Origin of the sequence: Rhodococcus sp. NPDC056506, from assembly GCF_042794945.1 — a bacterium.
Classification (GTDB): domain Bacteria; phylum Actinomycetota; class Actinomycetes; order Mycobacteriales; family Mycobacteriaceae; genus Rhodococcus_F.
The window spans coordinates 14,124-38,931 of record NZ_JBHTSW010000021.1 but is presented as its reverse complement, the minus strand read 5'-3'; the positions used below and the strand labels follow the sequence as shown (position 1 = coordinate 38,931).

The 24,808-nt window shown below is 61.6% G+C and carries 24 protein-coding genes; 8 read left to right on the top strand and 16 right to left on the bottom strand.

The window, feature by feature from the left end; all coding sequences use genetic code 11:
- Positions 1–26: 26 nt before the first annotated feature.
- The gene (locus tag ACFQ6H_RS17820) at positions 27–248 is read right to left on the bottom strand and encodes a hypothetical protein (protein ID WP_230816894.1); all 222 of its coding nucleotides are present in this window, start codon (positions 246–248) and stop codon (positions 27–29) included.
- 114 nt (positions 249–362) lie between these two features.
- Here ACFQ6H_RS17820 and ACFQ6H_RS17815 point away from each other — a divergent pair, with 114 nt between their 5' ends.
- On the top strand, positions 363–932 hold the full coding sequence (locus tag ACFQ6H_RS17815) for a DUF2231 domain-containing protein (RefSeq protein WP_378537471.1): 570 nt from the start codon (positions 363–365) through the stop codon (positions 930–932).
- 22 nt (positions 933–954) lie between these two features.
- Here ACFQ6H_RS17815 and ACFQ6H_RS17810 read toward each other — a convergent pair whose 3' ends face one another.
- A complete protein-coding gene (locus ACFQ6H_RS17810; protein WP_378447095.1) occupies positions 955–1,368 on the bottom strand; it encodes a DUF6292 family protein in 414 nt (137 codons plus the stop codon).
- Between the two features lie 120 nt (positions 1,369–1,488).
- Here ACFQ6H_RS17810 and ACFQ6H_RS17805 point away from each other — a divergent pair, with 120 nt between their 5' ends.
- On the top strand, positions 1,489–2,757 hold the full coding sequence (locus tag ACFQ6H_RS17805) for a glycosyltransferase (protein WP_378647630.1): 1,269 nt from the start codon (positions 1,489–1,491) through the stop codon (positions 2,755–2,757).
- Between the two features lie 68 nt (positions 2,758–2,825).
- Here ACFQ6H_RS17805 and ACFQ6H_RS17800 read toward each other — a convergent pair whose 3' ends face one another.
- A complete protein-coding gene (locus ACFQ6H_RS17800) occupies positions 2,826–3,269 on the bottom strand; it encodes an STAS domain-containing protein (protein WP_283304882.1) in 444 nt (147 codons plus the stop codon).
- 391 nt (positions 3,270–3,660) lie between these two features.
- Here ACFQ6H_RS17800 and ACFQ6H_RS17795 point away from each other — a divergent pair, with 391 nt between their 5' ends.
- Both ACFQ6H_RS17795 and ACFQ6H_RS17790 read left to right on the top strand, forming a co-directional pair.
- Positions 3,661–4,092: an ATP-binding protein gene (locus tag ACFQ6H_RS17795; RefSeq protein WP_230816889.1), complete on the top strand. Its 432-nt coding sequence runs from the start codon at positions 3,661–3,663 to the stop codon at positions 4,090–4,092.
- Positions 4,089–4,883 (top strand): RNA polymerase sigma factor SigF, encoded by a 795-nt coding sequence (locus ACFQ6H_RS17790; RefSeq protein ID WP_020906739.1) that lies wholly within the window; start codon positions 4,089–4,091, stop codon positions 4,881–4,883. Before ACFQ6H_RS17795 ends, ACFQ6H_RS17790 begins: the two co-directional genes overlap by 4 nt.
- A gap of 5 nt (positions 4,884–4,888) precedes the next feature.
- On the opposite strand, the gene ACFQ6H_RS17785 is transcribed toward ACFQ6H_RS17790, so the two are convergent.
- The 4 genes from ACFQ6H_RS17785 to aceA all read right to left on the bottom strand — a co-directional run bounded on the left by ACFQ6H_RS17785 (position 4,889) and on the right by aceA (position 10,787).
- Entirely contained in the window at positions 4,889–5,929 is a 1,041-nt protein-coding gene (locus ACFQ6H_RS17785; protein WP_378647628.1) for an NAD(P)-dependent alcohol dehydrogenase, read from the bottom strand.
- A gap of 72 nt (positions 5,930–6,001) precedes the next feature.
- On the bottom strand, positions 6,002–8,308 hold the full coding sequence (gene metE, locus ACFQ6H_RS17780; RefSeq protein WP_378537460.1) for a 5-methyltetrahydropteroyltriglutamate--homocysteine S-methyltransferase: 2,307 nt from the start codon (positions 8,306–8,308) through the stop codon (positions 6,002–6,004).
- A 92-nt stretch (positions 8,309–8,400) separates the two neighbouring features.
- Positions 8,401–9,297, bottom strand: coding sequence for a 3-hydroxybutyryl-CoA dehydrogenase (locus tag ACFQ6H_RS17775; protein WP_003941541.1), 897 nt, complete (start codon positions 9,295–9,297; stop codon positions 8,401–8,403).
- 200 nt (positions 9,298–9,497) lie between these two features.
- Entirely contained in the window at positions 9,498–10,787 is a 1,290-nt protein-coding gene (gene aceA / locus ACFQ6H_RS17770; protein ID WP_050656693.1) for an isocitrate lyase, read from the bottom strand.
- A gap of 514 nt (positions 10,788–11,301) precedes the next feature.
- Here aceA and ACFQ6H_RS17765 point away from each other — a divergent pair.
- The 4 genes from ACFQ6H_RS17765 to ramB all read left to right on the top strand — a co-directional run bounded on the left by ACFQ6H_RS17765 (position 11,302) and on the right by ramB (position 15,220).
- Entirely contained in the window at positions 11,302–11,934 is a 633-nt protein-coding gene (locus tag ACFQ6H_RS17765; protein WP_378647626.1) for a serine/threonine protein kinase, read from the top strand.
- 119 nt (positions 11,935–12,053) lie between these two features.
- Complete coding sequence (locus tag ACFQ6H_RS17760) at positions 12,054–12,341, top strand: FmdB family zinc ribbon protein (protein ID WP_378647624.1); 288 nt, start codon at positions 12,054–12,056, stop codon at positions 12,339–12,341.
- Between the two features lie 81 nt (positions 12,342–12,422).
- Positions 12,423–13,682 carry a formamidase gene (gene fmdA, locus ACFQ6H_RS17755; RefSeq protein WP_019744435.1) on the top strand — a complete coding sequence of 420 codons (1,260 nt, stop codon included), beginning with the start codon at positions 12,423–12,425 and terminating at the stop codon, positions 13,680–13,682.
- A 125-nt stretch (positions 13,683–13,807) separates the two neighbouring features.
- Positions 13,808–15,220, top strand: a complete 1,413-nt coding sequence (ramB, locus tag ACFQ6H_RS17750; protein ID WP_230816883.1) for an acetate metabolism transcriptional regulator RamB — start codon at positions 13,808–13,810, stop codon at positions 15,218–15,220.
- A gap of 5 nt (positions 15,221–15,225) precedes the next feature.
- Here the strand turns inward: ramB and ACFQ6H_RS17745 are convergent, their stop codons facing one another.
- The 9 genes from ACFQ6H_RS17745 to ACFQ6H_RS17705 all read right to left on the bottom strand — a co-directional run bounded on the left by ACFQ6H_RS17745 (position 15,226) and on the right by ACFQ6H_RS17705 (position 24,562).
- Positions 15,226–16,245: an alpha/beta hydrolase gene (locus ACFQ6H_RS17745; RefSeq protein ID WP_378647622.1), complete on the bottom strand. Its 1,020-nt coding sequence runs from the start codon at positions 16,243–16,245 to the stop codon at positions 15,226–15,228.
- Positions 16,246–16,376: 131 nt separating this feature from the next.
- Positions 16,377–17,396, bottom strand: a complete 1,020-nt coding sequence (locus ACFQ6H_RS17740; RefSeq protein ID WP_378647620.1) for an alpha/beta hydrolase — start codon at positions 17,394–17,396, stop codon at positions 16,377–16,379.
- A 68-nt stretch (positions 17,397–17,464) separates the two neighbouring features.
- On the bottom strand, positions 17,465–19,105 hold the full coding sequence (locus ACFQ6H_RS17735) for a class I adenylate-forming enzyme family protein (protein WP_378647618.1): 1,641 nt from the start codon (positions 19,103–19,105) through the stop codon (positions 17,465–17,467).
- Positions 19,106–19,114: 9 nt separating this feature from the next.
- Positions 19,115–19,819: an ABC transporter ATP-binding protein gene (locus ACFQ6H_RS17730; RefSeq protein ID WP_378537444.1), complete on the bottom strand. Its 705-nt coding sequence runs from the start codon at positions 19,817–19,819 to the stop codon at positions 19,115–19,117.
- A gap of 2 nt (positions 19,820–19,821) precedes the next feature.
- Positions 19,822–20,595, bottom strand: coding sequence for an ABC transporter ATP-binding protein (locus ACFQ6H_RS17725; protein WP_378647616.1), 774 nt, complete (start codon positions 20,593–20,595; stop codon positions 19,822–19,824).
- Positions 20,592–21,551 carry a branched-chain amino acid ABC transporter permease gene (locus ACFQ6H_RS17720; protein ID WP_378647673.1) on the bottom strand — a complete coding sequence of 320 codons (960 nt, stop codon included), beginning with the start codon at positions 21,549–21,551 and terminating at the stop codon, positions 20,592–20,594. Before ACFQ6H_RS17720 ends, ACFQ6H_RS17725 begins: the two co-directional genes overlap by 4 nt.
- A gap of 68 nt (positions 21,552–21,619) precedes the next feature.
- The gene (locus ACFQ6H_RS17715; RefSeq protein ID WP_378647614.1) at positions 21,620–22,495 is read right to left on the bottom strand and encodes a branched-chain amino acid ABC transporter permease; all 876 of its coding nucleotides are present in this window, start codon (positions 22,493–22,495) and stop codon (positions 21,620–21,622) included.
- Positions 22,496–22,510: 15 nt separating this feature from the next.
- Positions 22,511–23,695, bottom strand: a complete 1,185-nt coding sequence (locus ACFQ6H_RS17710; protein WP_378537439.1) for an ABC transporter substrate-binding protein — start codon at positions 23,693–23,695, stop codon at positions 22,511–22,513.
- Positions 23,696–23,821: 126 nt separating this feature from the next.
- On the bottom strand, positions 23,822–24,562 hold the full coding sequence (locus ACFQ6H_RS17705; protein ID WP_378647595.1) for a TetR/AcrR family transcriptional regulator: 741 nt from the start codon (positions 24,560–24,562) through the stop codon (positions 23,822–23,824).
- Positions 24,563–24,808: the final 246 nt, after the last annotated feature.

Sequence of the window (24,808 nt, the reverse complement as noted above, 5' to 3'; positions counted from 1 at the left end):
AGCAGTCCTGATCAGACGCAGCCTGATCAGAACAGGTGTGGGGATTCGCGGTGCACTTTGTGGTCGTGACGCACAGTGCTGGCGTACAGGGCTACCGCGAGGCCGATGGACGCGACGCCGGCGAGTCCGGCGATCAATGCCCAACCACCCTGACCTGAGCCTGCCGCCACCAGGAAACTGCCGAGGCAGACCACTGTGGCCAATACCAGGAAATACGACGCCCACGCCGCAAAGAGATTGAGCTTCATCGTTCGCTCCTCCGGTCGGATCTCTTTCGTTTCGACCGTACGCCGGAGCATGACGGTCGACAAGACACTGCCGTCGCGAGGTTTCCCGACGTCTACGCCGGGTAGCCGAATTACATGGACATCGGAACTCTTTATCGCGGAATCGAATCCGCTCGCGGACTGGACGGTCCGTCCACTGGCCTCAGGCGCAGAATCCTCGAGATCACGGAGCGATCCGACCGATCGCGCACTGTCGCCGCACTTCTGCGCGGCGCCGCCGTCGGGCATCCCATCCATCCTGCCCTCGTGACCATTCCGGCGGGCGCCTGGACGGCGTCGCTGATCTTCGATGTTTTAGGCGATCCGCAGACAGCACGACGGCTGATCGGGCTCGGATTGGTTTCGACTCCGCCGGTTCTGCTGACGGGCTGGCTGGACTGGTCCGAACGTGGCGACGTCGCCCGCCGTGTGGGACTGGTGCACGCTGCGTCGAATGCAGTGGGTATCTGGTCCTTTGCTGCGTCGTACAGGCTACGCGGAAAGGACTCACTCGCGCTGGCACGAGTGCTGTCGATACTGGGGCTCACCGCGGTCGGCATCGGTGGTGCGCTCGGCGGTCACATCGTCTTTCGACTCATGGACGATCCGGACGTCGAAGCTGCCTCGACGCCCGTCCTCGATCCCATCCTGGACGTGGTCAACTGAGCCAATTGAATCTGAATACTGTTCAGGCGTAAGCACTTCCGGAATAGCTCCGCAGTTCTCGCGCGGTCTCGTCCGAATCCGCCAGCGGCCTGTTCATGACCCAATGCGGGCTGCGGGTGCCCAGTGTCGCGGCAAAGTCGGCGACGGCACCGGGGGCAGGCACCGCATGTTCTCCCAGATATCCGAGAACGATGAGGTCCTCCCCTGAACGAGTCTCCACGGCCAGGGCCCAACCGCACGTCTCCTCCCAGAGCAACGCCACCTCACGCCCGGGAAAACGCGGCACCGTTCGGTCCAACGCGATGTAGGCCTCCAGGGGGTGTTCGCGCCTGCAACACCATTGCTCGATACCGGCGCCCACGCCGACCGCCACCCGTTGTACGTACCGCTCGAACCCGAGTCCGACGGTTGCGTCGACCAGCATTTGTTCTGTCATCGAACCTCACTCCTCGCCATCGTGTTTGGAATGTGCCCACCGCTGACCACGTCGAAACCCGGTTCAGATCATGGACTCCGGGTATCCCCAGACGAACCGATCAAGTGGAGAGGGGACCCGATGAAGTACTCGCCCGCTATGGCTCCCGGACGAATGCTGAAGATCTCCATGGTGTCGGTGAACGCCGATCCACTCGCGCCGGTGGGCTGCTCGGCAGCTGGTGCACAGAACCTGCACGTCGACGAACTGTCTGCGGCCTTGGTTCGCGCCGGACACGACGTCACCGTCTTCACGCGGCGGGCACACGTCGGTGGACCGGACCGCGTTCGCGCTCGCGCCGGGTACTGCGTCGACTATCTCGAGGCCGGCCCGACACAGGCTCTCCCGGATGCCGAAATCCTTCCTCACCTGGGAACCTTTGCCAGCATTCTGCGCGCTCAGTGGAGTACCGACCGACCCGATGTGGTGCACTCGCACTTCTGGATGTCTGGTGTGGCAACGGAACTCGCGACCCGCTCGCTCGGCATCCCTGTACTTCAGACATTCCATTCTCTGGGATCTGCGGCGCACCGCCACCTCGGAGCAGCCGACGACAGCCCCTCGGAGCGGACTCACCTGGAGCCGTTGATCGCCAGGGGCGCAACCCATGTCATCGCGACCAGTTCGGACGAAATCTTCGATCTGGTTCGGCAGGGATCACCACGATCACGGACCACCATGGTGCCCTCGGGCGTCGACACCGAGGCGTTCACCCCTGAGGGACCCGCCGCGAAGAGGACCGCACCGCATAGATTGATCTGCGTCGGAAGGCTGGTGGAGCAGAAGGGCTTCGATGTTGCCGTCGCCGCGCTGGCTTCGCTGCCGGACACGGAGTTGGTAGTGATCGGTGGGCCGCCCGTCGCACAACTGAGCACCGACGAGGTGGCGATCCGCTTGGTCAAGCTTGCCGAGCGGCTCGGCGTCGCAGATCGAGTCCAATTACTGGGACGGGTTCCGCACCGCCAACTACCGAAATTGATGCGATCGGCCGACGCCCTCGTCTGTACCCCCAGATACGAACCGTTCGGAATCGCGGCTCTGGAGGCGATGGCGTGCGGAGTGCCGGTGGTCGCGACTCCTGTTGGCGGACTGCGGGATACCGTGATCGACGGGCTCACCGGCCGGCGGGTCCCGGTCAACAATCCGGTGGAAACCGCGCGGGCAGTCCGGCATCTTCTCGACGACGAGGACGAAGGCGCAGCGTTTGCACGGCAGAGTCGCGCTCGCGCGTGCGAATCGTATTCGTGGGATCACGTCGCCACCGAAGTGGTCCGAACCTACGGCCGGTGCGTCACAGCACCGCCGAGAGCCCGCCAACACAAGGGCACTCACAGAAGTGAAGTGCACTGACGCTGACGGGCTCTACGAACCTGATTTCACGAGGCTGATTTCACGAAGATTGGAGTGAAGCTGCGGAATCAAGCCGGGAAACGTCGGGTCTCTTCGAGGCCGATCGCGTGATCCAGCGACTCGTAGCAGGCAAACATCGACTCCTGACCAGCTGCTTTGAGCAACCTTTGAACCGGGCGAGCGCAGACGAGCGCCAGTGTGCCGCCCACGTCGCGTGATCGCGTCGACAGCACCGACAGTACGGACAAGCCGCACGTCCCCATGAATTCGAGTTCGGAGAGATCAACGACCAGTGTCCGGTCCGCGGCCACGTGGTACGTCAAATAATCGCGAAAAGCATTGGCGCTCATCAGGTCGATTTCGCCACGAACTTGAATAACAGCGGTCTGTGCACTGATGCGGTGCGCGTGAAATGATGCGGTCGCTGTCCCGGTCGCGGGAGGTCCGTAATCAACCGATCCCTTCGCCGCGTTCGTAAAGCCTGAAATAGATGATCCTGGAACAACAGTCATGGTTCTCCCATCCCGCAACGGTTTACACTCTGCAAAAGAGAAGGGACCTCCGAAGGAGACGCACGATGAACGGGTCTCCAGAATTACGGATCAATCCCTCATCGGCTGTGTGCTCAACCTCGGTTTGAAACAGTACGCCAGCATGACCGACGTCACAAGTGCGTTGCGACCATTCGTTTCGGTGCTCCGAACAAAAATGTGGTTTGGTCTGCGGTTCCGTGAGGTAATCCGATGTTGCGACTGCCAACGGTCGTGAGCAGAACTGTGTCGATTACCCCGGCACCACCATCGACGAAATTTCGTGTTCGGGGGTCACGGTGAAGGTCGAGATGGGTATCGTTCTCGGCACCAGACTTCACGGCGACCCCTGGTACGACGATCCGGAGAACTTATGGCACACCTCAGCGCACTCGAGCCCGATCAGGATCAGACTCAACCGGTCGTGGAGTTGAGGATTCAAGCGACTCTCGATCAGCTGTCGATTTTGCGAGCACTGGCTGCCACCGTTGCCATTCAGGAAAACTTCGACCTCGACGCCATCGCCGACATCAAGCTGGCCATGGACGAAATCTGTACGCATCTGATTGTTCGTGCTGCCCCTGATTCGGTTCTGGTGTGTCGGTTCGTCTTCACTCCCCCACAACTGCACGTGTCTGTTTCGACGACCACCACGGAGTACGAGGACGGCAGTCAGCGCTCGTTCGGGTGGCACATTCTCACCGAACTGACGGATTCGATTTCGCTCGACCAGGAAGAGAACCTCGGCGGTGCCGGCTACATCACGACCATGAAGTTCACCAAGGCCCTCAGCGGGCGCCTGTGACCGCTTCCGCAGACGGCCCCTCACGCCCGCGTCGGCGGTCCACCGACGAATATCGGGACGTCATACCAGTTTTCGAGGAAATGCGGACCCTCGAACCCCACAGCCCCGAGTACGAACGAGTGCGCACTGCACTCATCACCAGGTGCCTGCCGTTGGCCGAGCACATTGCCAGGCGATTCGACGGGCGCGGTGAGGCGCACGACGATTTGGTTCAGGTGGCACGGCTCGGTCTGGTCAACGCCGTCGACCGTTTCGATTCCACGCGCGGCTCCGATTTCGTCTCGTTCGCAGTTCCCACCGTGATGGGTGAAGTTCGGCGACACTTCCGTGACACCGGTTGGGCGCTACGAGTTCCGCGTCGGATGAAGGAGTTGCATTTCCAACTCGGGCAGGCGATCAGTGAGCTGTCTCAGCAACTCGGGCACGCCCCGACCGTCGACGAGTTGGCCGAGACGTTGGGGATCGAACGCGAAGAAGTCGCCCAGGCGTTGATCGCCGGCAACGCGTACCAAACCGTCTCGGTCGACGGTGCCGCGTCCAATCACACCGACGATCTTCCGCTCGTGGAAACACTCGGTGATTACGACGCAGCACTCGAGAACGTCGAAAATCACGAGGCGTTGCGCCCTCTTCTCGACAAGCTTCCCGAACGAGAGCGGACGGTGTTGATGCTCAGATTCTTCGGAAACCTGACGCAGACACAGATCGCCGAGAAAGTCGGCGTATCCCAGATGCACGTGTCGAGATTGCTCGCGAAGACACTGAGTAATCTTCGCGAGCAACTCGACTGAGCGGATCAGATTGTTGCGGTGTCGATCACGAATCGGTATCGCACATCGCTCTTGATCACGCGCTCGTAAGCATCGTTGATGTCGCTCGCCGGGATCAGTTCGATTTCTGCACCGATGCCGTGCTCGGCGCAGAAGTCGAGCATCTCCTGTGTCTGCGGGATACCACCCACCATGGAGCCGGCGAGACTACGACGGTTTGCGGCGAGCGCGAATGCCCGAACTTCGATCGGCTTCTCCGGCAGGCCGAGTTCGACGAGAGTGCCGTTGATGGCGAGCAGGGACATGTAGGCGTCGATGTCGAGATTGACCGAGACCGTGTTGAGGATCAGGTCGAACTCGCCGCGAAGAGCCTTGAACGTCTCACGGTCGTTGGTCGCGTAGTAGTGATCGGCGCCGAGGCGAAGCCCGTCGTCTTTCTTGCCGAGCGTCTGGCTCAGGACGGTGACTTCCGCTCCGAGCGCCTTGGCGATCTTCACACCGACGTGACCGAGGCCGCCGAAACCGATGATGGCGACCTTCTTGCCGGGGCCGGCGTTCCAGTGCCGCAGCGGTGAGTACAAGGTGATGCCTGCGCACAGGAGCGGCGCGGCAACGTCGAGTTCGATGCCCTCCGGGATCGAGAGAACAAAATGCTCGGTGACGACGATGTGCGTCGAGTAGCCGCCCTGAGTGCGCTCACCGTCGCGGCCGGTGGCGTTGTAGGTACCCGTCACACCCTTGCGGCAGTACTGCTCTTCGCCGGCGGTGCAGGCGTCGCACTCCCCGCACGAGTCGACGAAGCAGCCGACGCCGACGCGGTCGCCGACCTTGTGCTTGGTGACATCGGAACCCACGGCGGCGACGACGCCGGCGATTTCGTGTCCGGGGACGATCGGGTACTTGGCTCCGCCCCACTCGTTGCGAGCGGTGTGGATGTCGGAATGGCAGATGCCGGCAAATTTGATGTCGATGAGAATGTCCAGTGGACCGAGCTCGCGGCGTTCGACGGTGGTCTTCTCGAGCGGACCGTCAGCAGACGTCGCGGCATAAGCAGCAGCAGTAACCATGCAGACATGCCTACCCGTGCATGGAGGGACCTGCAACTCGCAGGCCCCTCCATGACTAGTTCTTTACGTGACTTACCCGGCGTCGCGCTCGGCTTGCTCGGCGCGACGACGCAAGCGCCTCGCGGCCGCAACCATGTTGCGCAGCGAAGGCTCGAGCTGCCACGGATGGCGGGTCTTGAGGCCACCGTCCGGGTTTGCCCACAAACGATCGAGAGAGATCGATTCGCTTGCCTCGGTGAGCAATTCGTCGAGCTCGTCGATGTCGGGAATCCGAGCCGAACGAGATTCGTAGACGCCGGGGCCGACGCCGTGTGTGAGCGCGCCTTCCTTGAGTGCTTCGAGAACCCACGTGATGGAGCGGGTCGCGACGATAGCCGTCACATCGGCGTCCAACCGTTCGATGGCGTCGACCACCGACGACCGAGCGGAGTACGTCAGATGTGTGTGGATCTGTGTTTCCGGCTTCGCTCCACCTGTTGCCAGACGGAACGCGTCGACGGCCCACTCCAGGTAGGCCTCCCGGCCGTCCTCACGCAGTGGCAGCAGTTCACGAATTGCCGGCTCGTCCACCTGGATGATGGCGATTCCGGCGGCTTCGAGATCCGCGATTTCGTCTCGAATGACAAGTGCCAGTTGCTCTGCCGTTTCGTAGAGCGGCTGATCCTGACGCACGAACGAACGAGCGATCATGGTGACCGGACCCGTCAGCATGCCCTTGACCGGCTTGTCGGTCAGCGACTGCGCGTACGCAATCCACTCGACCGTCATCGGCTTCGGACGTGCGATGTCTCCGTAGAGAATCGGCGGACGCGTACAACGAGATCCGTAGGCCTGAACCCAACCGTTGTGCGTGAAGGCATAGCCCTCGAGCAGTTCGGCGAAGTACTGGACCATGTCGTTGCGCTCGTGCTCGCCGTGCACGAAAACATCGAGACCGATGTCCTCTTGCAGACGGATTGTGCGCTCGATCTCTTCCTGAATGCGCTTGTAGTAGTCGTCCCACTCCAAGCGCCCCTGGCCGAGTTCGTAACGAGCCTGGCGAATCGCGTCGGTCTGCGGGAACGAACCCAGTGTCTGAGCCGGAACCAAAGGCAGGTTCAACCGTTCCTGCTGAGCTTTGCGACGCTCCTCGTACGGTGCACGCACACGATCTTCGGGCTTGATCGCGTTGACCCGAGCACGGACTGCGTGCTTGAGCTTGAAGTGCACCTTCGTCGGACGCTTACGCCACTTGTCCGAAGGACCTTCGGTGAGCGCCTTCGCCAGTGAGACGACCTCGCCGACCTTCTGCTTCGCAAAAGCCAAACGGTCTGCGACGTCTCCCGGAATGTCGTACTCGGAGAGCACGTCGTACGGCACGTGCAGCAGCGACGACGACGTGGAGACGACGAGGTCAGGCACGACGTCCTTGAGTTCGTTCAGGTACGTCAACGTGTTGAACCGGTCGACGCGCCACACGTTACGACCGTCGACGACGCCTGCGTAGATGCGCTTGCGCTTGATGTTCGGCACCGCGGCCAGTTCCTCGGCCGTGATCTTGCCGTGCACCAAGTCCAGACCGAAGGCCTCGATCTTGGTGGGCGCCAAGATGTTGAGGGCTTCGCCGAACTTGCCGTACGGACCCGTCACCAACAGGCGCGGGCGCAGCGGAGCCGTCGAAAGTTTCTCGTATGCGCGTCCCAGAGCGGCGAGCTCGTCGGCGGTGCGGTCCTCGGTCACCGAAGGCTCGTCCAACTGAACACAGGTGGCACCGGCCTTGGCGAGCTGCTCGAAGAGCTTCTCGTACTCGGGCAGGATTGCGTCCAACAGATCGAGTGGGGTGAAGTTCGGATCTGACTTCTCGGTGGCGGGCCCGACCTTCGAGAGCAGAAGCAGCGAAACCGGTCCCATGATGACGGGGCGCAATTCGATGCCGCGCGCTTTCGCACGTTCGAACTCGTCGAGCAGTGCTTCCGAGTTGAGCGAGAACACCGTGTTCGCGTCGATCTCGGGCTGACGGTAGTAGTAGTTCGTGCCGAAGAAGCGCACCAGCTCGAGAGGCGGGAAGTCGGGGCGACCGCGGGCCATCGTGAAGTAGAAATCGAGCGGATCGAGTGCGCCTTCGAGCGGTTTGAACCGCTCCGGCACTGCGCCGAAAAGCAGCGCATTGTCGAGCACGTGATCGTAGAAGGAGAAGGTGTTGCCGGGAACCTGGCTCAATCCCGTCGCAGCCAATTCGCTCCAGGTCGATTCCTGAAGTTCCTTGGCGACCGCGAGGAGTGCGTCCTTGTCCGAAGTGCCGTGCCAGTAGGACTCGAGGGCGCGCTTGAGCTCACGACGCGGCCCGATGCGCGGATACCCCAGGACGCTGGAGCCGAATGCTGCAGTGCTGCTGGACATGCGGTCGACCTTTCTAACCGAGGGGCGCGAGCGCCCTGTGCGCGTTTATGGAGTCTCTACACTCCACAAACGCGCACAGGGGGCTTTGGGCCTTAGCTTGCCTGCTTGGTGGAGCGACCGTTGTCGGCGTATTCGTAGAAGCCCGCGCCGGACTTCTTGCCGGTCAATCCGGCTTCGACCATACGCAGGAGCAGCGGCGGAGCGGAGTACAGCGGCTCCTTGAACTCTTCGTACATGGAGTCGGCGATGGACTTGACGGTGTCGAGGCCGACCAGGTCGGTCAGCGCCAGCGGACCCATGGGGTGCGCGAGGCCCAGAACCGTTGCCTTGTCGATGTCTTCCTTCGTTGCGAAGCCCGACTCGACCATGCGGATCGCCGAGAGCAGGTACGGCACCAGGAGTGCGTTGACGACGAAGCCGGAGCGGTCGGCACTGCGGACGACCTGCTTGCCGAGGATGTCGCTGGCAAAAGCCTCGGCGCGCTGCGAGACGGAGGCACTGGTCTTGAGCGTCGTCACCAATTCGACGAGCGGCAGAACCGGCACCGGGTTGAAGAAGTGCATACCGATGACTCGCTCGGGACGCTTGGTCGAGATGCCGAGTTTCATGATCGGGATCGACGACGTGTTGGACGCGAGAACCGCATCCGGGTCCGTCACGACCGCGTCGAGCTCGGCGAAGATTTCGCTCTTGATCTTCTCGTCTTCGACGACGGCCTCCACGACGAGCTGGCGGTCCGCGAAATCTCCCAGATCGGAGGTGAAACGCAGACGCCATGCGGCCTGCTCACGCTCGCGTTCTGTGATCTTTCCGCTGCTCACGCCGCGGTCGAGCGAACGCAGGATGCGTGAACGCCCGGCTGCTGCAAGCTCGCGAGTCTGCTCGAAGACCAGAACATCGACATGTGCGCGGGCGCACACCTCGGCGATTCCGGCACCCATGATTCCGGCGCCGATAACGCCGACGCGCTGAATTTTTTCGCTGGTCACGTCAGCTCCTTGTTTGTCTCGTGGAGTTTGTCTGGTGAAGGTTTTGCAGTCTGAAGGTGTTGCAAAGAAAGCACTTCGAACTGCGTCGACGCTGGTGGCCGATGCAATTGGAACTGCCTGGAAGACGAGAGAAAGTAGATCGGTGATACAAGCAGGGGAGAGACCCGAAGCCGAGCCTCTCCCCCACCCGAAGTCAGTTCTTAGTGGAACTGGCCCTCTTCGGTGGAGCCCTTGAGAGCTGCCGTCGAGGTGTTGGGGTCAACAGTGGTGGCGATGGTGTCGAAGTAGCCGGCGCCAACCTCACGCTGGTGCTTGATGGCGGTGAAGCCACGCTCTTCAGCAGCCTTGAACTCGCGCTCCTGCAGGTCGACGAATGCCGTCATGCCTTCGCGGGCGTAGCCGTAGGCCAGGTCGAACATGCCGTAGTTGAGCGAGTGGAAGCCGGCCAGCGTGATGAACTGGAACTTGAAGCCCATTGCGCCGAGCTCCTTCTGGAACTTCGCGATGGTCGCGTCGTCCAGGTGCGCCTTCCAGTTGAAGGAAGGGGAGCAGTTGTAGGCCAGGAGCTGGTCCGGGAATTCGCTGCGAACGGATTCGGCGAACTTCTTTGCAACCTCGAGATCCGGCACGCCGGTCTCCATCCAGATGAGGTCTGCGTACGGTGCGTAAGCCTTGGCGCGAGCGATGCAGGGCTCGATGCCGTTCTTGACGCCGTAGAAGCCTTCAGCCGTGCGGGTTCCGTCGAGGAACGGGCGGTCACGCTCGTCCACGTCGGAGGTGATGAGGGTTGCGGCCTCAGCGTCGGTGCGGGCGATGATGACGGACGGAACGTCCGCGACGTCGGAAGCCAGGCGAGCCGAGGTCAGGGTGCGGATGTGCTGCTGCGTGGGGATGAGCACCTTGCCGCCGAGGTGGCCGCACTTCTTCTCCGAAGCGAGCTGATCCTCCCAGTGGACACCGGCAGCGCCGGCGCCGATCATGGCCTTCTGCAGCTCGTAAGCGTTGAGAGCGCCACCGAAGCCGGCTTCGGCGTCGGCAACGATCGGAGCGAGCCAGTTGCTGACGGAGGTGTCACCCTCGGTCTTGGCGATCTCGTCGGCGCGCAGCAGTGCGTTGTTGATGCGACGGACGACGGCCGGAACCGAGTTGGCCGGGTAGAGGCTCTGGTCCGGGTAGGTGTGGCCCGAGAGGTTCGCGTCGCCGGCAACCTGCCAACCGGAGAGGTAGATGGCCTTCAGGCCGGCGCGAACCTGCTGCACAGCCATGTTGCCGGTAAGTGCACCGAGGGAGTTGATGTAGTCCTCGTTGTTCACGAGATCCCACAGGATCTCGGATCCGCGACGAGCGAGGGTCTGCTCCTCGACGACGGTGCCCTGGAGCTTGACGACCTGATCGGCCGTGTAGTTACGAGTAACGCCCTTCCAGCGAGGGTTGGTGTCCCAATCCTGCTGGAGCTCAGCTGCGGTCTTCGGGGTGCCGGTGGTCGACATCAAGACTCCATCTCTTTGATCTGCTGGTCCGGCCTGTTGTGAGCAGTACGTGCGTACTACTTCACATACTTGCCAGGCCCTTCTTGTGTACTTACCGAGAATGGCACATCGAAAAAGTGCCGTCTACCTGTTGCTAATGCCAATCTTCGCTACCTTTTCAACACACTTTGCTAAGTCTGTGAAGATTCCTACACGGCGAGCACTACCCATTCGGACAGGTTCCGTACTGGCGAGTAGCAATGAAACCGCAGGCTGTGAACGAAATGCACTCAACTCCGCCACTGGTGAATTACGCCTGTTCGCGCAGCGCACGGAACGGGCCTGTCCGCTACTTCGGAGTCAACTTCATTGCCCGCAAGTGACCGCAATCACTTCGTCGCAACGGCATTCGCGCGAGTACTTTCCCGAGATCGAGGTCTCGCAAAGCCCCCGACAACCCGTTCACCGGCCATATGCTGTCGAACCATGACTTGTCGTTCGACGCCCTCGACACCACTGAACGGGCGATAAAGCTGTGCCGGACAACTATCAGCAGCCACCGAACAACCAGGCATGGTCGCAATCCGGGCCTCAACCGCCGCAGTTGGGATACCGGGCCGCGCCGCAGTCCTATCCCCCACCGCAGGGATTCCCGCCTGGTCCGCCACGTGGAAATCCGCCGCCACGACGACCCGGCTGGGTGATTCCGGTATCGATCATCGGTGTCATCACCGTGTTGGCTCTCTTCGGCGGGCTTGCATGGGTTCTGTGGCCGAAGGACGTCCCCAACTCGACGGCCGGTGGAGCCGCCCACACCACCACCGCCGCCGCGAACACACCCGGCACCGCCGGTGCCACGACAACTGCTCCCAGCACGACATCCCCGACGACCACACGCGCCGCGAACTTCCCGGCAGGTGCGTCCGCATGCCCCGGCGGGCAGCCGGCGGGAAGTTACAAGGAGTCCGCGACCAGTGGGGGCAAAACTTCGTGCGAGTTTGCCGAGGCAGTTCGGATCGCCTACGGAAACTCCGGTGCCGCCGGTCGATCCAGCACGGTTTCCGCACGTAGTCCGGTGACCGGCAAGGAGTACACGATGGCGTGCAAGGTGGCCTCCGACATCGTCACCTGTACCGGCGGAGACAACGCGGTTGTGTACTTGCGCTGACGTTCGCACTTGCGGCGGCAGCAACCCGTTGCGTGCCGTTCCAGTGTCGCCCTCGTCGTTCCAGTGTCGCCCTGGTCGTTCCAGTGTCGCACTGACGGATCCTCCGATAGCGTGACCGCATGCCCCTGTACGAGTTTCGCTGTACCGGCTGCGGCCCACTCGAGCGGTCGTTCGCGATGGCCGAAGTGCCCCAGTCGATCAGCTGCCCCCAGTGCAGCCTCGAGTCCAAGCGGGTGGTCTCGTCTCCCCGCTTGAGTCACGCGTCGTCAGCCGCGATGGGTCTGCTGGACAGCACAGCTCGATCGGCTCACGAGCCTGCCGTGGTCAGTGGGTCACTACCCGGCCGCGGCCGACAATCTGCCCCGACAACGTCCAATCCGTTGCACCGCAAGCTACCTCGCCCCTGAGCACCCTCACAGCGAGTCACGATCCGACACGAAAGTCCTGCCGCCACGAGTTTTCCGTTTCTTCGAGAATGAGGAGTGCATATGCCCGAACTGCTGTTTCCACTCGATTCCGCCAAGAAATTCACCGACCAGGCGATCGTCGGCCACAATCGGTGGCACCCGGACATCCCGGCAGCGGTGACGGTGAAACCCGGTGATGCGTTTCGTGTCCATTGCCGCGAATGGTTCGACGGCGCAATCCACAACGACGACTCCGCCGACGACATTCTCAATGCACCACTGACCACGGTCCACACGCTGTCCGGCCCCTTTTCCGTCGAAGGCGCGAAGCCCGGCGACCTGCTGATCGTCGACATCTTGGATATCGGTCCTATCCCCCAAGAGGATTCGGGTCCGTTGGCCGGCCAAGGCTGGGGGTACACCGGCATCTTCCCTCGGAACAACGGCGGCGGATTCCTCACCGAACAGTTCCCCGACGCGTACAAGGCTGTCTGGGATTTCTCCGGACAAACGGCGACGTCGCGCCACATTCCGCACGTCTCGTTCACAGGCATCGTCCACCCGGGACTCATGGGCACGGCTCCGTCGGCAGCCCTGCTCGCCAAGTGGAATGCCCGCGAGGGTGCCCTGATTGCCACCGACCCCAATCGGGTTCCCCCGCTTGCGCTTCCGCCCGAGCCCCGCGATGCCGTTCTGGGAACCTTGACCGGTGACGAGTACACACGCGTGGCCGGCGAAGCGGCTCGCACCGCTCCCCCGCGCGAGAACGGCGGAAACCAGGACATCAAGAACCTCACCAAGGGCAGCCGAATCTTCTATCCGGTGTTCGTTGACGGTGCGAATCTGTCGGTCGGCGATCTTCACTTCTCCCAGGGCGACGGTGAGATCACGTTCTGCGGTGCCATCGAAATGGGCGGCTTCATCGACCTTCGTGTGGACATCATCAAGGGCGGCATGGATACCTACGGCGTTTCCGAGAACGCGATCTTCATGCCGGGCAACACGGATCCGCAGTATTCCGAGTGGCTTGCATTCTCGGGCACTTCTGTCACGTTGGACGGCGAACAGAAGTACCTGGATTCACATCTGTCGTACCAGCGTGCGTGCCTGCATGCGATCGAATACCTGACCAAGTTCGGCTACGCACCGGAGCAGGCGTACCTGCTACTCGGTGCGGCACCGATCGAGGGTCGTCTGTCGGGCGTCGTGGATATCCCCAATTCGTGTTCGACGGTGTATCTCCCGACAGCGATCTTCGACTTCCCGCTCGCACCGTCGTCGAGCGGACCGTTCCAGATCGATCCCGGAATCGGCGCTCCGCGTTCGGAGAACAGGGTCTAGGCCTCCGGCCCCGTGAGTGGTTAGGGAGTGCCGAGGCTCCTCAACCACTCACGGCGGCGGAGCCCCGGTGCGAAGACTGCGAACCCACCTTTGCGAAGCCGGACTGTCACTCGTATCCTGGGAAAATGTCGAAAACCTTTGTCGGTGTCCGGCTTCGCCAACTGCGGACCGAGCGCGGGTTGAGTCAGGCTTCACTGGCCAAGACGCTGGAGATCTCGGCAAGCTATCTCAATCAGATCGAGCACGACGTCCGGCCACTCACTGTGCCGGTCCTCCTGCGAATCAGTGAAGTCTTCGGTGTCGACACCACCTTCTTCTCCCCACAAGACGACACACGCCTGATCGCGGAAATGCGTGAAGTTGCCCTCGATCAAGAGATGGGTATCGACGCCGACGCCCACGAAATCGCGGAGATGGTCTCCACGCACCCGGGCCTCGCCAAGGCGATGGTGAACATGCATCGCCGCTTCCGCAACACGACGGCCCAGCTCGCCGCAGCCACGGAGGACCGTTTCTCGGACGGCAGCGGCAGCGGTTCGATCACCATGCCGCACGAGGAAGTACGGGACTACTTCTATCAGCGACAGAACTACATCCACGATCTCGACACCGCAGCCGAAGAACTCACTGCCCGGATGCGCTTTCACCGTGGCGACGTCGCCGGCGAGATCGCCAGACGCCTCGAGTCCGTCCACGACGTGCAGATCGTTCGACGAGTCGATTTGGGCGAGAACATACTTCATCGCTACGACCCGGATACCAGGGTCCTGGAGATCTCGGCAAGGCTCTCGGGCGGGCAACAGGTCTTCAAGTTCGCGACAGAACTCGCGTACCTCGAGCATGGCGAGCTGCTCGACTCGTTGGTGGCCGAGGGAAACTTCACCAGCGAAGCATCGGTCTCCCTGGCGAAGCTTGGCTTGGCCAACTATTTCGCCGCGGCCACCGTGCTGCCCTACAGCCAGTTTCACGAGGTTGCCGAGGACTTCCGTTACGACATCGAGCGCATGTCTGCCTTCTATTCCGCGAGCTACGAGACGATCTGCCATCGCCTCTCGACCCTGCAGCGCCCCAAACTTCGCGGGGTTCCGTTCATGTTCGTACGTGTCGACCGTGCCGGAAACATGTCGAAGCGTCAGTCCGCCACGGGATTCCACTTCTCCACCAGCGGCGGCACATGCCCGCTGTGGAACGTCTACGAGACGTTCTCATATCCGGGCAAGATCATGCCGCAGATCGCGCAGATGCCCGACGGTCGCCGATACCTGTGGGTCGCACGCACGGTCGAACGGCGAGCGGCTCGATACGGACAGCCCGCGAAGATCTTCGCCATCGGATTGGGATGCGAGATTCGCCACGCGCATCGACTCGTCTACAGCGACGGTCTGGATCTGGACGAGTCGAATCCGGGAACGCCGATCGGCTCGGGCTGCCGTGTCTGCGAACGCCTCAACTGTCCGCAGCGCGCCTTCCCTCCATTGGGTAAAGACCTCGACATCAGCGAGCACCGGAGTTCGATTTCACCGTACGTGATTCGCTGAGTGCGCTAACGCACGTTTTCGCGTAGAAACGCGACTGTGCGATCGAACGCGATCATCGCGTCCACGGTGTCGAGGTCGAATTGATATTCGTGGTCCAGCGCAGGCTCGTGATCGTCGGGGTAGAACAGTGCGTCTACTTCGACGCCCAGATCGGCGAGCCGTTCTGCCATGGGTTTCGACTGGCTGGCGGTCAGTGGGTCGACATTTCCGCCGGTGATGAACGTCGCTGGAAAGTCCGAGGTCACATGGCCCAGCGTCGACATCTGACCCACTGCAGTCGACCCGTCGAAGTCCCTCGTTCCGAGGTACCCCCACAGCGACTGCTTGTCGACGCCCCAACCGAAGTACTTCCCCTGCGACAGTAGCGGTTTCAGATCGAAGACCCCGCAGTCGAGGACAACTCCGCGTATCTGCTCGGGTCGTAATGCCGGTTCCAACCCCATTTCCGACGCGTAGTCAGGGCTGGTCATGACGGTCGCCAACTGACTGGACAACTGCGCGCCTGCCGAATCTCCCGCAAGAAAGAGATTGTTCGAATCGACATGCAACCTGTCCGCATTGCTCACGATGAATCGATACGCGTCGTTCAGTTGATTCACTGCGGTGGGGTAATACGCTTCCGGCCCCAGTGAATAGTCCACCGAAATCACAGTGAAACCTTGATCTGCCAAAAGTTTGTAGTAACCGTCGGCATCAGTTCTCGATCCCGCTATCCAGCCACCGCCGTGCACCCAGACCACCGTCGGTAGCGCTGACGTGGACTCCGACGGGTAGTACACGTCCAGTCGTGCGTCGTCGTCGCCGTCGCGGTACGGCTGATCGAGGACCGAGACGATTCCTGGCGGTGCGTGTTTGTCGAGTTGTGCGTGAGTCGCTTCGGACCCACCCGCTGACATCCACCGTACGAGGAGAACTCCTGGCCACGGACTGACCAGCGCGGCGGTTATGCCGAACAGAATGACGACGAACGCCGCCAAGCTTCCGACAACGAGTCTTCGCCGTCTGTCGGGGGAAGACGCTCGCACAACAACTCCTGGTGTCGGATCGGATCTCCCCAGGCTAGACCAAAAGGACTAGCTGGGAATTCCCTCCGAACACACCCTCGGAGCTTTGTCCGAAATGACCATTTTCCCGGTGGTTCAACATAATCCGGTAACTAGCCGGTATGAGCGTCGAGAAACTGAACCGTCCGATCGAGCGCAGTGAGACCGTCGGCATTGTCCAGATCGAACTGATACTCGTGACCGAGCGCCGGAACGTGATCGGCCGGATAGAACAGTGTGTCGACCGCAATTCCCAACGCCGAGAATTTGTCAGCCAACGGTTTCGACTGAGAATCTGTCAACGGATCCGCGTTGCCGCCACTGATGTAGGCAGGCGGAAATCGATCGGTGACGTAGTTCAAGGTCGACATCTGATCCGCTGCATCGGTACTCATGAAGTCACGCACCCCGGTATACGCCCAGAGAGACCGATCAACTCCCCAACCGATGATGCCGGGTCCGCCGACCATGTTCCCGACGTCGTAGATTCCACAGTTCAGGATTACTCCACGTAGCTGATCCGGCCGCAACGACGGGTTCACGCCCACGCGGTCCGCATACGCGGGATCAGTGACGAGAGTGGCGAGCTGACTCGTGAGTTGCGCTCCCGCAGAATCTCCGGCGAGAACGATCTTCGTCGGATCAACATGCAGCCGTTCCGCATTCGCGACGACGTACGCGTGTGCGTCGTTGAGCTGTCGCACCGCTGTCGGATAGTGATGCTCGGGCCCGAGTGAGTAGTCCAGGGACACAACGGTGTATCCGCGAGAGGCCAGCAGGTCGTAGTACGGCGCGTAGTTGGATTTGCTTCCCGAGATCCAGGCACCGCCATGAGTCCAGATCACCGTGGGCAGCGCTGAAGTCGTCACTGCAGGAAAGTAGACGTCCAGATATGCGTCGTCGTCATCGGCGCGATAGTGCTGGTCCTTGATCGAGTCGACGCCACCTGGAGCATGCTTCTCGAGCGCCTCGGTGACTTTCACAGCATCACGATCGAAGACCCAGCGCACGGTGAGCGCGCCGGGTCGCGGACTCAGCACAAAAGCCAGAACCACGGCTCCGACAAGGACTATCACTGTCCCGAGAGTCCACAGCGCTCGCTTACGCCATCGGTGCGGTGAAGGGTTCGTCATCGGGTTTCCCTCACTCTCGGCACAATGTCCGGATCAGCGTAACGCGAAGCCGGTACCGCCAGGCGCGATCAGCTGAGTTCCGCGATCCACCTCTGCGCGAGCGCCTTGACTTCACCCTTGGCTACCTTGCCCCCGGCCGCCATCGGCAATTCGGAGACCGTCATCACGTACTCGGGTATGTACTCGCGGGTCACTCCTCGGCTCTGCAGCCAGGCAGTCAAGTCCTCCGAACTCAGATCGTCATCAGCGGACACGACGACCGCACAGACCTTCTCACCGAACAGCGGATCGTCGACTCCCACTACGGCGACCAGTTCCACCGCAGGGTGCGCGCGTACATACTCCTCGACTTCGACCGCGGAAATGTTCTTGCCGCCTCGAATGATGATGTCGGCTTTGCGTCCGACCACCCGCACCCGTCCTGTCTCGTCGATCTCGACGATGTCACCGAGAAGCATCCAACCTTCGTCGGTGTACAACTCGTCGTTCGCATCGACGTCGCCCCAATAACCCTGGCACATCAGTGGGCCGTTGACCGCAGGCTGACCGCGACGGACGGAGCCCGTCAGTTCCTTTGCCGCATCGTCGAATACACGAACTTGCATGCGATCGATGACGTGGCCGCACGTCTTCAGTCGGGTATCGGAACCGTCCGAAACCGTCGTTACCGAGACGGCGCCGGTTTCGTTCGATCCGTAGAACTGCAGGACAGCCGCTCCGGTACGTTGCTCGAATGCCAATGCCTCCGAATACGGCACGGCTTCACCACCGGTGAACATGAAACGAAGTGACGAGAGATCGGCCGATTCCGCGGCCTCCGAACGCAACAGCATCTTGAATTGTGTACTCACACAATTCAAAGCAGTCACCCGTTCGCGCTCGATCAACTCGATCATCACCGAAACGTCGAAGCGTTCCATGACGACATTGCGAGCACCGAGTAGCGCCGGCAGGAAATGCGAAGTCCAGAGGCCGAATCCGAAAGGTGCCGGAACCGCGCCGAGGAACACCTCATCCGGACCGATCGCCGCCGCCTCGGCGGCAATCTCGGAGAAGGCAACCCAACGGTCCTCGGTTTGTGTCACCAGCTTGGGCAGGCCCGTCGTGCCGGAGGTCGAGTTCAGCATCGAAACGCCCGACGTGACAAAGCACGGACTGGTTGCGGGGAAACGCTTGACTTCGACCGGCAACGAAGTGAATTCGCCACCTGCGCCCGCGCGTTCGAAAATCACATCGGCGCGTTCGTCGGCGAAGACGACGTCCAGTCCGGGATGCTCGGCCCGCAGACTCGCCACGAGTTCGGCGGTGTCGACGCCTCGCAGCGTGCGCGCGGTGACCAGAACGGATGCTTCGGAGCGGGCGATCAGATGAGAGATCTCGCGAATGCCGGAGCGCGAACCGATTCCGACGGCAACGCGGCCGGTCCGAAATGCTGCGCAGAGAGCCGCATGGAAGACAGCGGTGTCGGGAAGCAACACGGCCACATGCCCGTATCCCTCACCCGCTAGGTCCAGTGCCGACGCGATGGCATCGGCAGCGGCGTCGTACTGTTTCCACGAGACCCTCGACTCCGGGGTGACAAAGGCAGTTTCGTCCGGGATGGTCTCAGACCAATGCCTGACCATCTCGCTGATGCTGACACCGGCGAACCGGGCCGGATTCGTGGCGAATTCACCGACGGTGAAGTCGAGTGTCTTCGTTTCAAACATGATCGTCGATCATCTCCCGTCGGCGCTGAGTACGCCCATCGATTGTTTGTACGCGTTGTCCAGTGTCGCTGCGGAATCGCATTCGCGGACGAGTTCGCCGCGTTGCATGACATATCCGCGGTCGACAACCGACTTCAGTGCAGCCAGAGCCGGTTCCGTCACGACGACGGTCACTCCCTCGGCGGCCAGATCGCCGACCAACGCTCGCAGTTCCGCGACGATTTTCGGTGCCAGCCCGGTCATCATCTCGTCGAGGAGCAACACCTTCGGAGTTTCCAGAAGGGCCCGCCCCAGAACCAACATCTGCTGTTCACCACCGCTGAGAACCCCGGCATAACTTTCCGAGCGTTCGCGCAGGATCGGAAACCTCTCGAAAGCTGTTTCCACGGCCTCGGCCTTCAAACCCATCAGGTCGGCGCCGACGCGTAGGTTCTCGCGAACGGACATACGCATGAACAGTTGCCTGCCCTGGGGGACATAGGCAAATCCGCTACGGACTCGGGCGAGAGCCGAAAGCTTCTGAATCTCACGACCGTCGACAGTGATCTTCCCGGTAGCGGGAACCGAGCCGTAGATTCCTCCGATCAAGCTGGTCTTGCCGGCACCGTTCGGTCCCACAATTGCGGTCACTTCACCGGCCGGGGCGGTGAGGGAGACGTTCCTGACGGCAACCGCGGAGCCGTATCGAACTGTGACTCTGTCGAGTTCGAGCATCGTCAGGCACCTTCCTCGTATTCGGAACCGAAATAGGCTTCGCGCATCGCATCGCTGGCCAGGCACTCTTGCGGCGGTCCGTAGAACGCCACCGATCCGAAATTGAGCAGAACGATCTTGGTTGCGAGCGCCGCGATGAGATCGACGTTGTGATCGACCAGAACCACTCCCTTGCCCTGTGCAGCAATCGATCGAACAGCACCGGAAATCGCGGCGATACCGTCGTGATCCGCACCGGCAAACGGTTCGTCCAACAGGAGGACTTCAGGTTCGCTCGACATCGCCCGCGCTACCTCGACCAGGCGCTGCGCGCCCAAACTGAGATCCCCGCAGGCACTTTCGACATCGGTGACCGAGTACCGGGCGGCAATCTCCCGGGCCCGCTGCGCTGCGCGATCCCAGTTCTCGAACGGCCCTTTGATTGCCCACCACAGCGAGTGCAGCGGTGAGGTGATCTTGTGTCCGTACAGTCCCGGAATGATGTTGTCGATCGCGTCGAGTTCCGCTGCGAGCTGTGGATGCTGGAACGTACGCGAGAGCCCCTGCCGTGCACGGCGCTCCGACGGCCCGGTCAAGGCGGCACCGGCGAGCGTGACCGCTCCGGAATCTGCTTGCTGCGTGCCGAAGATGCAGTCCACGAGTGTGGTCTTGCCTGCACCGTTCGGACCGACCAGGCCGATCACCTCACCCGGTCCGACGCTGAACGAGACGTCGCTGACAGCGCGGACCCCGCCGTAGGACTTGTGGAGCCCGCTCACTTCGAGTAGCCGAGTCATCGGTTGCCACGCTCCTTGTACAGACGGTTCATTCGGCCCAGAACGTTCTGGCTCCATCCGATCACCCCGCCAGGCGCGACGATGAGGATCACCAGGACGGCTCCGGCGAGCAGCAGTTCACCGCTTCCCTGGTACCCGGGCATGTTCAGCGTCACGATCACCACGATCAGTGCACCGAGCGGAGCACCCCACGCGGAACCGCGACCACCGATGATCGGCATGAAGATCGCGAGGAAAACAATACTGAGAGTGAATGTTTCAGGAGTGAGCGCTTGCACCGACACGGTGAACAGCGATCCGCCGGTCGACGCGACGGCGGCACCGATCGCCAGCGCCACGACGGTCAGGTGAGCTGGATTGACGCCGGAAGACCGTGCGACATTGCGATTGTCGCGGGCAGCTTGCAACATCAGACCCCACACGGATTTCCGAAGCCGATCGACAGCGACCGCGATCAGACACACGAACAGGATCGCGAACACGACCAACGCGTAACGCGGTGGCTCCCAACCGAACATCGTCGCAGTCTCGACACCCGAGATCCCGGCCGAACCTCCGGTGAAGCTCGGCCCGTCGATCAGCCAGTGCTCGAAGGCGATACCGAACAACAAGGTGACCGCGGCGAGGTAGAACCCGGAGAGTTTCTGCGTCGCCAAGCTGAGGAGCACTGCGACCGCTGCGGCGGCGAGGGCGCCGAGAATCCATCCCCACCACATCGACAACCCGGTCCGAACAGAGATCAGCGCAACCGCGTACGCACCGATCGCGGCGTACGCGCTGTACGCCATCGACAGTGATCCGGCCAGAACGAACGGCACATACATTCCGAGAGCGATCAACGAATAGGTCGCAGCGAGGAACACCAGATCCTGCCGATACAGACTCGGCCCCATCCACAGCAGCACGGCGGCAACCACTGCCACGGTGATCAGAGCTTCCCGTGACACGGCAAGCATTCTCGTCCGGGAACCGCCACCTGAAGCGGGCGGACTTGACGTGAGCGGACTGGTAGAAAGCGAGGCCATCAGACGCGAACCTTCCTCGAGAGCAGGCCTTCCGGACGGAAAGCGAAGAACACCAGTGCAATCAGCAGAATCGCGGTTTGAGCAGCACTCGCACCGAAGTAGTACGGGGCGAATACCTGGACGACGCCCAACACCATTCCGCCGATCAGCGGAGCCCAACTCCGGCCGGTACCGCCGATGACAAGCGCGATGAACGCCGTCAGGGTCCACGACAGGCCGCTCGTGAACTGAACACCGGCCTTGGGAGCGAACAGAAGTCCGGCAACGGCGGCGATCACACCGGCGAGGGTGAACGCGATGAGCCGGACACGGTCCACCGGCAACCCCAGGACACGGGCGGCATCCGGACTGTCGCCGACGGCGCGAAGCAGACGGCCTGAGGTGGACCGGTTCAGCCACAATCCGATACCGACGAAGATCAGAGCAGTTCCGACGACGAGTAATACGGTCGAACTGTCGACGGTGGCGCCGAGCACCGATATCGGATCGAAGTCGAAGATCCTCTGTCCGGGAAGCGGTGTGCGGCCGAAGACCGTGCCGGCGAGCTGCTGGATCCCGAACAGGACCGCGGTCACAGCCACCAACGCCGGTAGTTCCCCCCGACCCGAGCGCTTCTGAACCTGCTTGACCACAAGCTTTTCCGTCAGAATCGACAACGCTACTGCCACCGCGATCCCCAGCGGCATGGCAATCCAGAGAGCGAGCCCGTAATTGATCGCGACCCAACTCGACGCCATGGCCGCAGCCATCGCGTACGGGCCCATCGCAAAGTTGAAGAAGTCGGCGCCGACCACCACGAGATACATTCCGAGGGCTATCAGCGAAAAGAATGCACCGATCTCGATGGCTGCGAGCCACAGTTGTGCGTCTGTCATGTCAAGGCTCCTCGGTTATCCGCACGGGGGTTGGTAGGAATCCCACGGATGGGCCGGCTTGTTGTCCTCACCGAATTCGATGAGTACCAGTCCGCAGAGGCTGTCCGGAGCCAGATGATCCTGTGGGGAGAACGACAGTGTCAGTCCGTCCTGGCCGAAGCTGGCGGGAAGTGCCGAAACCTGTTGAAGAGCATCACGGACGGCCGTCCGATCTCGGTGATCGCCGGCAATTTCGATGGCCTCTGCCAACATCATGACGGCGTCGTACGCCTGTGCGTCGTAGGCAGTCAGTTGATAATCAGGGCCCTTCACCGCCTGCACCTTGCTGCGCAGTTCGGCGGTTCTCGGGTTGTTCGCACTCAGTGAGCCCATGTACACCATGCCGCTCAACGCCTTCGGGTCCGCCAAAGCCCAAGATGCAGGCTGGTTTCCGATGGAAGCGAGTGAGAAGCGTTGCGTCTGCGGGGTGATTTTCGACAGGGTGTTGTGAGCGAGAATCTCGAAGTGCCCGCCGATACTGGCGACCAGGATTGCGTCCGGTTCAGTTTCCGAGAGACGCGACACCTGCGCGGTGATGTCCGCGGCATCGACCGGCGCCTTTTCGACCGCCGTCACTCTCGCGCATTTCTCGAGCGCCGGCCGCAGGGTCTTGATGATTCCGTCGATGGACGCACTAGCGTCACCGAGAATTCCCAGGGATTTGTACCCCATCTTCTCGAAAGCCCCGCAGTACACCTGGGCATACTGCTTCAACGAGTTCGGAATCATGAACGAGTAGTCGTTGTCGGGCGCCGAGGCAAAAGCGTCGCTGAGAACGACCGGAGCTATCGCAGGAATCTTCGACTGCTGGAGAATCGACTTGGCTTGCAGGACCGACCCGCTGCCCGTTGCGAGGATGACCGCACTGGATCCGTGATCGACCAACTTCCGAATGATCGACGGGGTCTTGGTGGGGCTGCTCTCGTCGTTCTCGACAACCAATTCGACCTGCTTACCGTTGATTCCGCCCGCCTGGTTGATCAGGTCGACGGTCATCCGTACGGTCTTGCCGGCGATCGTGCTGTACGACGCACCGGGGCCGGTCGAGTCCTCGTCCAAACCGATGACGATGGTGTCTTCGGGAATGACACCGGCAGATGCGCACGCGCTCGCCCCGAGTACCACTGCCGCGCAGACGGCAATCGCCTTTCCGAGTCTCACATCGAACTCCCGTCCAAACTCTGCTTGGTAAATCAAACAAGCGCTTGATTTACGATTGTGGACAGAAGTATGCACTGGGTCACACCGATAGTCAAAATCCGAACTACACGCGCAAGAACTGCGGTGTTACGGCTTCTGCAGGTGCCGGATCGAGGAGCTGAGTTCGCGAATGACGGACTTCAATTCATCAACATCAGCGCGGAGTTCGGCAATTTCAGAGTCGGGAGATTCGGTGTGCGCATCCTTCTTCGCGGTGCGCCGCGCAACGCGTGCCACTGGCTCTCCGTCGCCGGAACGTGCGGCGAAGCCGTCCAGGAATACCGAGATCAGATTGCGCTGCAGATCGTCGGCCAACTCGGAAAGCTGCGGGCGATACTGCGCGACGGTGGACCAGACGGATTCACGCAGGAGCCGGTGAAACTGCTCGGGATCGATGTCCTCCCGAAACTCCCCGTCGGCAATTCCGCGCGCGATCGCCGATCGCCAGTAACTGTGGGCCTTCTGCACCAGGACCGTGATGGGAGCGTCGGCCGGCTGCGACGAAAGAATGGCCTCGCCCTGATACACCTCGGTGGCATACGGGTGATCGACCGCAGAGGCGAACGACACCGAAACCATGGTGGCCAGGCGATCGCGAGCCGAACCTTCCGGCTCGATCGAGTTTTCGTACCGGACGTTGAGATCTTCGAGGAACCGGACGACGATCTCGTTTGCTATCGCATCCTTGGAGTCGAAGTAGTGATAAAGGCTCCCGGAAAGGATCCCGACTTCGTCGGCGATGTCGCGCACCGTCGTCGCGGCGATTCCCCGCTCGCTGAACAGCTTGGCCGCATGAGCGAGTATTTCGTCCCGTCGGGTCGAGCGCACGAGAAGATCCTTCCGACGTTCCGATTGTCAAGCGAGTGCTTGATCGATTTCTCGTCGATGCTAACACCGCACCCCTGCTGACCTGCGGTGTGAGGTCCCGGACATCGAATGGAAACACCGGACACACACTTGTCACCGACAGTCATTCCACCGCAACAACTTCCACCTACTCTGTGCACTCGACGAATACAGCGTTGTATACGCACCCCGGATACAGATCTGTCAGAGCCATTGTCTGCCAGAGCC